Raw genomic sequence first — 8,491 nt, 5'->3', positions numbered from 1 at the left:
CGGAGATACGGATCGGCGACCACGTAGCGGGTCTCGCGCGACGGACGGGTGGACAGCGGGAGGGCGGCCTCCACGACCCGCTTGTCGGTCAGCAGTCGGAGCGCGCGGTGCAGCGACGCCTGCGGGATTCCGCCGGCCGCCCGCGCGATGGAGGAGGAGGTGCGCTCCCCGGAGCCGATGGCGCGCAGCACCACGCCCGGCTGGGACTGCGGCGGAAACTCGGCAGCGAGGGCCCGTTCCCCGCTGACGAGCAGCGCGGAAGTGGGGTCCGGGACGGCCTGGGCGAGGTAGTCGCGCACGGTCTCGCCGGGGGCCCAGTCGTCGAGGACGAGCGGCAGGCCACCGGTGACGAGGTACGCGTCGATGGCATCCGCCGGCGGCAACTGGAGCATCTCGGCCACGTCGCCGGGGCTCAGGGGCGGCACGACCATCTCGGTCGCGCGCTGGTGGAACGGGCGGCCGTAGTCGTTGAGCGCCTCCATCATCGCCAGGTCCGAGCCGACGCAGATCAGCAGGACCGGCCGACGGGACAGCTCCCGGTCGAAGACCTTCTGGAGGGTGCCCTCGAAGCCGGGATCGGTGGCGATGAGGTAGGGCATCTCGTCGAGCACGACGACGCTGGGCTGATCCGTGGGCAGCGCGGCGGCGAGGAGGGTGAGAGCCGCGTCCCAGGTGGCCGGCGCCTGTCCGGCGAACAGACCCGCTCCAGGGAGCGTCGAGCCGGCCGCCGCTTCGACGAAGAGCCGCAGGTCGGCGGCGGGGGTGGGTTGCGCCGAGGCGGTGAAGAAGAGGTGGGGTACGCCCGCGCGCTCGACGAACTCCTCAACGAGGCGGGACTTACCCACCCGTCGGCGTCCACGCATGAGCAGCGCCCGTCCCGGGCGCCCCGCCCGGCCGCCGCGTTCGACGCGCGCCAACATGCCGTCGAGCCGGGCCAGCTCCCTCGTCCTGCCGACGAAACCGGCCACGTCAATCACCTCATACTCTCAGGACGGATACTCTCATCTCTGATAGTATCCCGAATGAGAGTGTCTGTGCCTCAGACCAGGCCGGCGTCCTGGACCAGCAGGGCCACCTGCACACGGTTGTTCAGGTCGAGCTTCGTCAGCAGCCGCGACACGTACGCCTTCACCGTCGCCACGCTCATGAACAACTCGGCGGAGATCTCCGCGTTGGTGCGGCCCCGGCCGAGCAGCACCGCGACCTCCCGTTCCCGTTCGGAGAGCCCGTCGAGCAGCCGTACCGCCCGTTCCCGCTTCGGGTCCGGGCCGGGCACCGGCGCGGCGCCGGTGACGTGCGCGATGAGTTTGCGGGTCACCGCCGGGGACAGCGTCGCCTCCCCCGCCGCGACCCGGCGTACCGCCGCCACGATCTCGGCCGGCGGGGTGTCCTTGAGCAGGAAGCCGCTCGCCCCGGCCCGCAGCGCCCGCAGCACCTGCTCGTCCGCGTCGAACGTGGTGAGCACCAGCACCTCGGGCGGTTCCGCTGTGGCACGCAGCGCCTCGGTGGCGGCCAGGCCGTCGACCCGGGGCATGCGGATGTCCATCAGCACCACGTCCGGGGCGTGGGCGGCGACGGCCTGGGGCACCTCGGCGCCGTCGGTGGCCTCGCCGACCACCGCGAGGTCGGGTACGCCGCCGAGGATCATCGACAGCGCGCCGCGGACCAGCGGGTCGTCGTCGACGATCAGTACCCGTACCGGGGCGCTCACTGCGCCCCCCAGGGCAGCCAGGCGGTCAGCCGGAACGTGCCGTCGGCGTCCCGCCCGTGTTCCAGGCGGCCACCGGCGAGCGTGACCCGCTCGGCGATGCCGACCAGGCCGGTGCCGGTGCCCGGGATCGCGGTGGCCGGGCTGCCCACCGGCCACGGGTTGCTGATCTCCACCACCAGCCCGTCACCCGGGCCACCGGCCAGCCGGACGGTCACCACCGCGCCGGGCGCGTGCTTGCGGGCGTTTGTCAGCCCCTCCTGCACGATCCGGTACGCGCTGCGCCCGATCGCCGCGGGCACCGCCTCCGGCTCGGTCACCTCGTCGACGACGGCGACCCGTACCCCGGCGTCGCGGCTCTCGGCGACCAGCGCGGGCACGTCGGCCAGCGTGGGTTGCGGCCGTTCCGGCGTGGCCTCGGAGCCGACCTCGGCCCGCAGCACGCCGATCACCTCGCGCAGGTCCTGGAGCGCGGCGTGCGCGCTGGCCCGGATCACCCCGGCCGCCCGCGCCACCTCCTCCGGCGGCGCGTCCGGCCGGAACTCCAGCGCTCCCGCGTGCAGGCTGAGCAGGGAGATCCGGTGGGCGAGCACGTCGTGCATCTCCCGGGCGATCCGGCCGCGTTCGAGCTGCCGGGCCTGGTCGAGCCGGAGCTGCTGCTCGGCCTCGGCCCGCTCGGCGCGGTCGCGCAGGGACAGCACCAGCTGGCGGCGGGCCCGGACGAACAGCGCCCACGCCACCACCACGCCGATGAACAGCGCGGTCCAGATCACCGAACCCCAGAACGGCATCGTCGGGTCGGGCCGGACGGCGAGGTAGACCGGCAGGCTGAGCACGTTCCAGGCCGCCAGGGCCAGGCCCACCGGCAGTGGCCGGTGCACCAGCACGGTGAACGTGATGACGAGCAACGCGACGCCGGAGGTGACCGAGAAGAACACCAGCGGCGCGGTGGCCAGTGCCAGCCCGACCGGCCAGCGCCGGCGCAGCCAGAGCGCCCCGCTGATCCACAGGCCGATCAGCAGGTCGACCTCCTCCAGCCAGGCCGGACCGGCGTTGAGCCCGAACTCCGGGCTCGCGCTGGTGACGTCGCCGTGGGCGATGAGCACCCAGAGCAGCGAGGCCACGAACAGCGCGCCGTCGACGAACCAGTCCCGCGGGGTCCGCCGGGCGGTCCGGGCGGGCACCAGGGAGCCCGGCAGGAGCCAGGGATGATCGGGTACGACGGCGCTGCTCACCCACCCATGCTAGGAAGCCGTCCGGACCGGCTACCAGCTACCAAAGTCGACGACTGCGGTGAACCGAGGTCGACGGCGACGCCGACCGCCGGCCGCAGCGCGTGACCGGGTGGCCCCGGCAGGCTCGACGGCATGATCGAAGTCGACCAGCTCACCAAGCGGTACGGCCCGCACACAGCCGTCGCGGACGTCACGTTCCGGTGCGAACCGGGCACAGTGACCGGTTTCCTCGGGCCGAACGGCGCCGGGAAGTCCACCACGATGCGGATGATCTGCGGGATGACGCCGCCCACAGCGGGCGGCGCCACGGTCGCCGGCCGCCCCTACCGCGACCTGCCCAATCCGGGGCGGGAGATCGGCGTGCTGCTCGACGCCTCGGCACAGCACGCCGGGCGGACCGGCCGGGAGACGCTCACGCTCGCCGCCCGGACCATGGGCGTGGACCGGGGGCGGGTGGCGGCGGCACTCGACCGGGTCGGGCTGAACGAGACCGCCGCCCGGCGCCGCGTCGGGGCGTACTCCCTGGGCATGCGGCAGCGGCTCGGCCTGGCGCTGGCGCTGCTGGGTGACCCCCGGGTGCTGATCCTGGACGAGCCGGCCAACGGCCTCGACCCGGAGGGGATCTTCTGGATGCGCGGCCTGCTGCGCGACTTCGCCGACCGGGGCGGCACGGTGCTGCTCTCCTCGCACCTGCTGCGCGAGGTGGAGGCGGTGGCCGACCGGCTGGTGGTGATCGGCGGGGGCCGGGTGGTCGCCCAGGGCGGCAAGGACGAGCTGCTGGCCGGCGCCGGCACGCTGGTGCGCGCCCGCGACGCGCACGCCCTGCGCCTGACGCTGGAGCGGGCCGCGCTGCCCGCCACGGCCGGCACCGACGGCGGCTACGTGGTCCGGGCCGAGCCGGGTCAGGTCGGCCAGGCCGCGGCGGACGCCGGACTGGTCCTCACCGAGCTGCGCCCGGCCGGCAGCGGCGGCCTCGAACAGCTCTTCCTCACCCTCACCGCCGGCGCGTCGACCAAGGAGGCCGTCCGATGACCACCGCCACCCGTAACCCCGCGCCGCCGCGTCCCGAAGCCGCCGTCGCCGGACCGACGCTGGCCCGGCTGACCGGCGTGGAGCTGCGCAAGCTCGCCGACACCCGGGCCGGACGGTGGCTGCTGATCACGATCGGGCTGATCGCGGCCGTGATCGTGGTGGTGCAGCTCTTCGTCGTCGAGGCGCCGGACCAGACGTTCACCGCCTTCTTCACCCCGTCGCTGCTGCCGGTCGGCCTGCTGCTGCCGGTGCTCGGCATCCTCTCCATCACCGGCGAGTGGTCGCAGCGCACCGCGCTCACCACGTTCGCGCTGGTGCCCCGCCGGGAACGGGTGATCGTCGCCAAGCTCGCCGCCGTGGTGCTGGCCGCGCTCGCGTCGGTGCTGGTCAGCCTCGCGGTCGCCGCGGTCGGCACGCTCGCCGCCGGCGCCACCGGCGGGGCGGGCGCCTGGACGTTCGACTGGCAACTGCTGCCGCACGCGGCCGTGTTCCAGGTGGTGAACGTGCTGATGGGCGCCGCGTTCGGGCTGCTGCTGCTGAACACGCCGCTGGCGATCGTCACCTATCTGCTGCTGCCCACGGTGTGGAGCCTGCTCGCCGCGATGATCTCCGCGCTGCGGGAGCCGGCCCGCTGGCTCGACACCTCGTACACGATGGAGCCGCTGCTCGGCGCCGAGATGACCGGCGGGCAGTGGGGCCGGCTCGGCGTCTCGCTCGCCGTCTGGGTGCTCCTGCCGCTGGTCGCCGGTCTGGTCCGCACGCTGCGCCGGGAGGTGTCGTGACCATGGTGGCCCGGCACACCGGCGAGGACGTCGTGGTCGACGGCGGGCGCGGCGAGCTGGTGCTGTTCTGGGCGGGGTTCCCGCTGCTCGGGGCGGGACTGGGCGCCGGGCTGACCACGCTGTCCGGCTGGATCGCCGGGCTGCCCTGGTTCCCGTTCCAGGGCCTGTTCGAGCTGCTCGACCGGTGGCCGGACGAGCGGGCGTACCCGATCGGGGCCGGGCTGGGTCTGCTCGGCGGCCTGGCCCTGGCGGTGGTGGCGGTACGCGACCGGCTGACCGTCACGGTCGGGCACCGCACGGTACGGCTGCACCGCGACGGGCACGGCCGGGACGTGGCCCGCGCCGACGTCGCAGGAGTGTTCGTCGACGGTGAGGCGCTGGTGCTGCTGGACACCGCCGGTGGCGAGCTGGCCCGGGAGAAGTCCGACCTGGACACCGAGCGGCTGCGGGAGGCGTTCACCCGGCAGGGCTGGCCGTGGACCGGGCAGGACCCGCACCGGGACGCGTACCGCAGGTGGGTCGAAGGGCTGCCCGACCTGCCGCCGGGCGCGGACGCCCTGCTGCGCGCCCGGCAGCGGGCGCTCGACAGCGGCCACGACGCCGAGACCCGGGAGCTGCACGGGGAGCTGGCCCGGCTCGGCGTCGTGGTCCGCGACGAGGGCAAACGGCAGTACTGGCGGCTGGTCCCCGGACCGCCGCCGCGCTGACGGCCTCCGCTCCGGCGCCTGATCCCGCGCGGCGCCCGCCGCGAAGCCGGTGGACGTGACAAGTCACATCGCTGGCGCGTTTCCGGCATCAGAACGAACTGTTCGGGCATGTTCTCCGTACACAGGTGTGGTACGTGACGTCTACCTCGGAGGCATGGTGTCCGCAGTTCGAACTGATCCATTCGCGGGGGCGATACTCCAGGTCGGCGTACTGGCGGCCCTGGCCGGCACGGTCGGCCTGAGCGCGTACGGCTGGCTGGCCGGTCTGCTCTTCGGGGTGGTCATGGTCGCGGCGCTCGGATACGGGCTGCGCCGCTCGGGCGCGGACCGGCTCGGCCCGGCCGACTGGGTGACGCTCACCCGGGCCACGCTCGCCGGCGGGGTGGCCGCGTTGACAGTCGAGGCGTTCCGCGGCCCGATCGCGGTGCCGGTGCTGGTCGCGCTGGCCGCCGTGGCCCTCTCCCTGGACTGGGTCGACGGCCAGGTGGCCCGGCGCACCGGCACGACCAGCGCGCTCGGCGCCCGGTTCGACATGGAGGTCGACTCCTTCCTCGTCCTGGTCCTCTGCGGGTACGTCGCCGACCAGGTGGGCTCCTGGGTGCTGGTGATCGGCGCGATGCGGTACGTCTTCGTCGCCGCCGGCTGGGCGCTGCCGTGGATGCGCGGCTCGCTGCCGCCGCGCTACTGGCGCAAGGTGGTCGCCGCCACGCAGGGCATCGCGCTGACGGTGGTGGCGGCCGGTGTGCTGCCCCGGCCGCTGGCCCTCGCGGTGGTGCTCGGCGCGCTCGCGCTGCTGGTCGAGTCGTTCGGACGCGACGTCGGCTGGCTGTGGCGGCACCGCGTACGGCCGGCGCTCCCGGCGGCGCCGGTCTCCCCCGCGCCGGCGGGCCACGGGTCCGAGTGGACGCCGGGCACGCGGATCGTGCGCCAGCCCGTCGAGGTCGGCGGGCGGCGCCGGTGACCGACCTGTCCCGGCCGGCCGACGGCGACGACGTCCCGGCCGGCGCCACGTCCACGGAAGACAGCACGCCGGACAGCGCCGGCGCCTCGGCCGAGAGCGGCGACCGCACCCCGAACGACAGGGAGACGAGCGACCCGGGCAACGACGCGGTCGGCGCGTGGAGCGCCCGGCGGCTGCTCGGCGCGGCGGTCACCGCGCTGGCCGGAGCTCTCGTGTTGGTGGCCCTGGTCGCGCCGAGCGAGGTCAAACTGCTGTCCCTCGGGGCGTTGCTCCGCATCCCGGTGGAAGGGCTGCTCGCCGTCGCCCTGCTGCTGGTCCTGCCGGCCCGCCCGCGCCGCGTGGTGGCCACGCTGCTCGGCGCGCTGCTCGGCCTGATCCTGGTGCTCAAGGTCACCGATCTCGGGTTCTCGATGGTGCTCGACCGGCGCTTCGACCTGATCGCCGACTGGACGTTCCTCGGCGCGGGCGCGGAGTTCCTGTCCGAGTCGTACGGCGGGGCCGCCGAGGTGGGCGCGCTCGCCCTGGCCGTGGTCGCGGCGCTCGCCGTACCGGTGCTGGTGACGCTCTCGGCGCGGCGGCTGGCCCGCGCCGCGGCGGCCCACCGCCGGGTGACCACGCGCGCCGTCACCGCGCTCGCCGCCGCCTGGGTGGTCTGCGCCGTGCTCGGCGCGCAGATCGTGCCCGGCCTCCCGGTCGCCGCGGACACCGTCGCCGCCGACGTCTTCGACCGTGCCCGGCAGGTGCGGGCGGGCCTGAACGACAAGGAGACGCTGAACACGCAACTCGCCGGCGACCCGTTCCGGGACGTGCCGGGTGAGCGGATGCTCACCGCGCTGCGCGGCAAGGACGTCCTGTTCACGTTCGTGGAGAGCTACGGCCGGGTCGCGCTGGAGGATCCGGAACTGGCCCCGGAGGTGGACGCCGTCCTCGACGAGGGGACCCGGCAGTTGCGCGCGGCCGGTTACGGCAGCCGCAGCGCGTTCCTCACCTCGTCCACCACCGGCGGTGGAAGCTGGCTCGCGCACGCCACGCTGATGAGCGGCATCCGCACCGACAACCAGTTGCGCTACACCAACCTGGTACGCAGCGACCACCTGACCCTCAACGGCGCGTTCAAGCGCGCCGGCTGGCGGACCGCGCTCGTCATGCCGGCGCTGAACCGGGCGTGGCCGGAGGCGGCATTCTTCGAACCCGACACGCTGTACGGGGCAAAGGAACTCGGCTACAAGGGGCCGCTGTTCAGCTTTTCCTCGCCACCGGACCAGTACACGCTGGCGGAGTTCCAACGCCGCGAGCGCGGCCCCGGGCGCACGCCCGTGATGGCCGAGATCCCGCTGCTCTCCAGCCACCTGCCGTGGACGCCGGTCCCGCCCCTCGTCGGCTGGGACGACATCGGCGACGGCTCGGTCTACAAGGGAACGGCGCGCGCCGACCGCTCGGCGGAGGGCACCCGGGAGGCGTACCGGCAGGCCGTCGTGTACTCGCTGCGCACGCTCATCTCCTACGTGCAGCGGTACGGTGACGAGAACCTGGTGCTGGTGTTCCTCGGCGACCACCAGCCCGCCCGCACGATCACCGGCGACGACGCCGGCAAGGACGTGCCGATCACCGTCGTCGCGAAGGACCCGGCAGTGCTCGACCGCATCGCCGGATGGGGCTGGCAGGACGGGCTCAACCCGGACCCGCAGGCCCCGGTCTGGCCGATGGAGTCGTTCCGGGACCGCTTCCTGCGGGCGTTCGGACCGCAGTCCACCACTCACAGTTAGGGATGTCGTGACGATGCTCGCGCGGGCCTGGGGGATCACCCGTTCCCTGGCCGTCTACCACGGTCAGCCGGCCAAGCACCGGCGTGCCCGGCAGCTCTACGGGCAGTTCCTCTCCCCCGGCGACCTCGCCTTCGACATCGGCGCCCACGTCGGCGGCCGGGTGCGCACCTGGCGGCGGCTGGGCGCGCGAGTGGTCGCGGTGGAGCCGCAGCCCGACTGCCTGCGGGTGCTGCGCCTGGGCTTCGGGCGGGACGCCGACGTGGTGATCGAGCCGACGGCGGTCGGTGCGCGGTCCGGGAG

The 8,491-nt window shown here is 74.3% G+C and carries 8 protein-coding genes and 1 pseudogene; 6 read left to right on the top strand and 3 right to left on the bottom strand.

Annotated features, from left to right (window positions below):
• The 3 genes from KBX39_RS15595 to KBX39_RS15585 all read right to left on the bottom strand — a co-directional run.
• Nucleotides 1–968: ATP-binding protein (locus tag KBX39_RS15595; RefSeq protein WP_312247402.1), on the bottom strand; the 968-nt coding region annotated here is incomplete at its 3' end.
• A 71-nt stretch (nt 969–1,039) separates the two neighbouring features.
• Nucleotides 1,040–1,711 (bottom strand): response regulator transcription factor, encoded by a 672-nt coding sequence (locus tag KBX39_RS15590; RefSeq protein WP_043326250.1) that lies wholly within the window; start codon nt 1,709–1,711, stop codon nt 1,040–1,042.
• Entirely contained in the window at nt 1,708–2,943 is a 1,236-nt protein-coding gene (locus KBX39_RS15585; RefSeq protein WP_043326252.1) for a sensor histidine kinase, read from the bottom strand. Before KBX39_RS15585 ends, KBX39_RS15590 begins: the two co-directional genes overlap by 4 nt.
• A 132-nt stretch (nt 2,944–3,075) precedes the next feature.
• Here KBX39_RS15585 and KBX39_RS15580 point away from each other — a divergent pair, with 132 nt between their 5' ends.
• The 6 genes and pseudogenes from KBX39_RS15580 to KBX39_RS15555 form a co-directional block, all read left to right on the top strand.
• Nucleotides 3,076–3,975 carry an ABC transporter ATP-binding protein gene (locus tag KBX39_RS15580; RefSeq protein ID WP_043326253.1) on the top strand — a complete coding sequence of 300 codons (900 nt, stop codon included), beginning with the start codon at nt 3,076–3,078 and terminating at the stop codon, nt 3,973–3,975.
• Nucleotides 3,972–4,757, top strand: coding sequence for a hypothetical protein (locus tag KBX39_RS15575; RefSeq protein WP_043326256.1), 786 nt, complete (start codon nt 3,972–3,974; stop codon nt 4,755–4,757). The genes KBX39_RS15580 and KBX39_RS15575 overlap by 4 nt, the downstream gene beginning before the upstream one ends.
• Before the next feature lie 2 nt (nt 4,758–4,759).
• On the top strand, nt 4,760–5,464 hold the full coding sequence (locus tag KBX39_RS15570; protein WP_043326258.1) for a hypothetical protein: 705 nt from the start codon (nt 4,760–4,762) through the stop codon (nt 5,462–5,464).
• A gap of 154 nt (nt 5,465–5,618) precedes the next feature.
• Nucleotides 5,619–6,425 (top strand): CDP-alcohol phosphatidyltransferase family protein, encoded by an 807-nt coding sequence (locus KBX39_RS15565; protein WP_247660241.1) that lies wholly within the window; start codon nt 5,619–5,621, stop codon nt 6,423–6,425.
• On the top strand, nt 6,422–8,191 hold the full coding sequence (locus tag KBX39_RS15560; RefSeq protein ID WP_210871221.1) for a sulfatase: 1,770 nt from the start codon (nt 6,422–6,424) through the stop codon (nt 8,189–8,191). Before KBX39_RS15565 ends, KBX39_RS15560 begins: the two co-directional genes overlap by 4 nt.
• A 13-nt stretch (nt 8,192–8,204) precedes the next feature.
• Nucleotides 8,205–8,491, top strand: a pseudogene (locus KBX39_RS15555) (FkbM family methyltransferase); the annotation flags it as partial.

Source organism: Micromonospora sp. D75, from assembly GCF_018070405.1.
GTDB lineage: Bacteria > Actinomycetota > Actinomycetes > Mycobacteriales > Micromonosporaceae > Micromonospora > Micromonospora chalcea.
Note: the sequence above shows the minus strand (reverse complement) of the source record. Positions and strands in the feature narration are given on the sequence as shown.